Raw genomic sequence first — 3,152 nt, forward strand, 5'->3', positions numbered from 1 at the left:
GGGTTATTCAGGCGTTTGCCAGCCGACGCTCGATGGCATCCATCAGCATGCCGGTGATGGAGACGTCAAAGGCGGCCTCGATCTCGCGGATGCAGGTCGGGCTGGTGACGTTAATCTCGGTCAACCGATCGCCGATGATGTCGAGCCCGACGAAGATTAGGCCCTTCTCTTTCAGGGTCGGGCCCACCGCGCGGGCGATGGCCCAGTCGGCTTCGCTCAAGGGGCGTGCCTCACCACGGCCACCGGCCGCCAGGTTGCCACGGGTCTCCCCCTGCGCCGGAATGCGGGCCAGGCAGTAGGGAACCGGTTCGCCGTCCACCACCAGCACCCGCTTGTCGCCATCTTTGATGGCGGGCAGATAGGTCTGCGCCATGCAGTACTGGCTGCCATGTTCAGTCAGCGTTTCGATGATGACACCGACGTTGGCGTCATCTTCCTTCATGCGGAAGATGGAGGCGCCGCCCATGCCGTCCAGCGGTTTGAGGATCACGTCTTTGTGTTTGGCGTGGAAGGCCCGCAGCTTGTCAGAGCGACGTGTCACCAGCGTGGTCGGGGTGTGTTCGGCAAACCAGGCGGTGTAGAGCTTCTCGTTGGCGTCGCGCAGGCTCTGGGGCTTGTTGACGATAAGGCAGCCCTCATCCTCGGCCCGCTCCAGCATGTAGGTGGCGTAGATAAATTCGGTGTCGAACGGCGGATCCTTGCGCATCAGGATCACATCCAGATTGGAGAGCGGCTGATCCACCACCTCACCGAGGGTGTACCAGTCGGCATAGTCATATTTGACGGTCAGCGGGCGCATGGTGCCAAAGGCGCGACCGGCTTCCATGTAGAGATCAGACATCTCCAGATAGAAGAGCTCATAGCCGCGCTTTTGCGCCTCTTCGAGCATGGCAAAGCTGGAATCTTTCTTGATGTTGATGGCCGAAATCGGGTCCATCACTATGCCGAGTTTAATGGTCATCCGAATATCCTTCTTAATGGCTCGATTGGGTTGTAGGGTCGATTAGCACAGCGTAATCGGCCGTTTGAGGCTGCCATCATTCGATGCCGCCATGCAGCTTATCGACACTGCCCACGCAGGTATGGCACTGCCCGCAGGTATTAAGCCAGATCGCCAAAGCGGCACTGCAGCGCCGTGATGGCGGTCAGAGCGGCCGTTTCGGTGCGCAGCACCCGCGGCCCCAGCAGCATCTCCTTGAAACCTTCCTGCACGGTACGGGCGATCTCGTCGCTCGACAAGCCCCCTTCCGGGCCAATCAGCAGGCGCACCCCGTGCGTCGGCACCGGCAGTGTGCTGATGCTGTACTCGGCGCGCGGGTGCAGGTTGAGTTTGAGCTCTTGAGTCTCTTCTGCCAGCCAGGCGTCCAGCTCCATCGGCATGCGAACTTCGGGCACCAGGTTGCGACCGCACTGCTCGCAGGCGCTGATCACTACTTTCTGCCACTGCTCGCGCTTCTTCTCCAGCCTGTCCGCCGGCAGCTTGACGCCGCAGCGCTCGGAGAAGAGCGGCGTGATGCAGGTGACGCCCAGCTCGACCGATTTCTGGATGGTGAAGTCCATCTTGTCGCCCCGGCTGATCACCTGACCCAGATGGATGGCGAAGGGGGACTCCACCGATTGGGCGTCGCAGCGGTCGATGGTCACCTCCACCGACTTCTTGCCGACCAGTGCTATGGTGGCGGCATATTGATTGCCGTCGCCATTAAACAGCTCCAACTGCTGTCCCGGCTGCATGCGCAGTACCCGGCCGATATGGTTGGCGCCATCTTCTGACAGGGCGAGGGTCTGGCCAACCTGCAGGGTGGCCGCTTCATAGATACGTGGAATGCGCATGGCTGATTGTCAGTCTCTTGCTTGGAAACGCTTCAATATCTTGGCGTGAGGCCCTGTTCAAGGCTCACTCGGCTATTGACGCGCCTCATGATGGGAGGGGGCGCTCCCCCTCCTTCGTCAAATGGGGTTATTGGCACTGCTTTTCAATGAAGGGATTGGTATTGCCCTGCAACTTGCCGATGCGGCGATTGCGTTCGCACTCCCAGCCATCGGCCGGGTACTGTCTGTCCCAAGCGTCGAACAGTTTACGCTGTTGCGCCGCGAGACGCAGCCCATACTGCTGGCTCATATAGAGGTAGGCGCGGGCGATCTGGCCCCGAACCGGCCCTTTGGGTGGCTGCACCCGACGATCCTTGAAATCCACCAGCATCTGGCACTGGCCGTACTGATCCGGGGTGCCGTTCCAGTCGGAGAAGCGGTAGTTGGCGCGATCACCGTTCACCTCGCCGATGGCGGGGAATAGGTTGTGCATGTCCCCTTCCATCTGGTTGAACTCGTCGCTTTTGCCACAGTTCTTGCGGCCACCCTGTTGCCAGCACTGCAGCTGGTGGCCGAACTCCCAGGCCGGCACCACGTGTTCCCACTCGATGCGGCTGGCGCGCTTGGCTTGCTTGCGCGGTTCATAGCCGCAGCTGGCCAGATCCGGGCTCATTTTCTTGCCCTGATACTCAATCTTGCAGCCGCAGTAGAAGGTGACGGGGTGATCCTGATAGAGGCGGTTCAGATCCAGCTTGGCGGCGCGAAAGGTCTGGGCATGCAGGGGCAAACTGACCAGCAGGGCCAGGGCGAACGAAAACAGGGAACGAAACATGAAGATCCTTGGTAATGAAGTGGTCGGATGAAGAGAGGGGCACCCTAGCACAGGGTTGCGACACAGGCTGGCTTACTCCGCAGGCACAGACTCCTGCTGTTCCCGCTCCAGCGGCTGCTTGCAGCGGCGACAGTGATAGCGGGCTTCACCGCGCACCACCTTGTTGTGGCGGCGCACCGAGAGCTGATGCTGTTGGCAGTGACAACGATAGGGCATGGTCGGCTGCGCCAGTACCGCCAGATCGAAGCTGTGGGTGGTTCTGGGTTCAAGGCCGAACACTTCCCGCATCATCGACTGCCACTGGGTGCCGTGAGGCAGCACCCGTGCCTTGCCGCGCCCTTCACCCCACAGGGCATAGACCAGCAAATGGGCCACCTCGTGGGGCACCACCTCGGCCAGAAATGCCTGCTGGTTGGCCTGATAGAGGGCCGGGTTGAAGCGCAGCTCCCAGGTTTGCAGCCGTGCAGAGCCTGCCGCACGGCCCCGCATGTTGCAGTAGATCCGCGGG

4 protein-coding genes are annotated in these 3,152 nt (G+C 61.1%); all 4 read right to left on the reverse strand.

All coding sequences use genetic code 11. The features are described from left to right. Window positions 1–7: 7 nt before the first annotated feature. Window positions 8–961, reverse strand: coding sequence for a glutathione synthase (gene gshB, locus AAC083_RS07745; protein WP_108536245.1), 954 nt, complete (start codon window positions 959–961; stop codon window positions 8–10). A 140-nt stretch (window positions 962–1,101) separates the two neighbouring features. Continuing rightward, entirely contained in the window at window positions 1,102–1,833 is a 732-nt protein-coding gene (gene rsmE / locus AAC083_RS07750; protein ID WP_042037501.1) for a 16S rRNA (uracil(1498)-N(3))-methyltransferase, read from the reverse strand. A gap of 127 nt (window positions 1,834–1,960) precedes the next feature. Continuing rightward, window positions 1,961–2,644 (reverse strand): endonuclease, encoded by a 684-nt coding sequence (locus tag AAC083_RS07755; RefSeq protein WP_042037500.1) that lies wholly within the window; start codon window positions 2,642–2,644, stop codon window positions 1,961–1,963. 72 nt (window positions 2,645–2,716) lie between these two features. Then, window positions 2,717–3,152: SprT family zinc-dependent metalloprotease (locus tag AAC083_RS07760; protein ID WP_108536248.1), on the reverse strand; the 436-nt coding region annotated here is incomplete at its 5' end.

Origin of the sequence: Aeromonas sp. HMWF014, assembly GCF_963878295.1 — a bacterium.
GTDB lineage: Bacteria > Pseudomonadota > Gammaproteobacteria > Enterobacterales > Aeromonadaceae > Aeromonas > Aeromonas popoffii.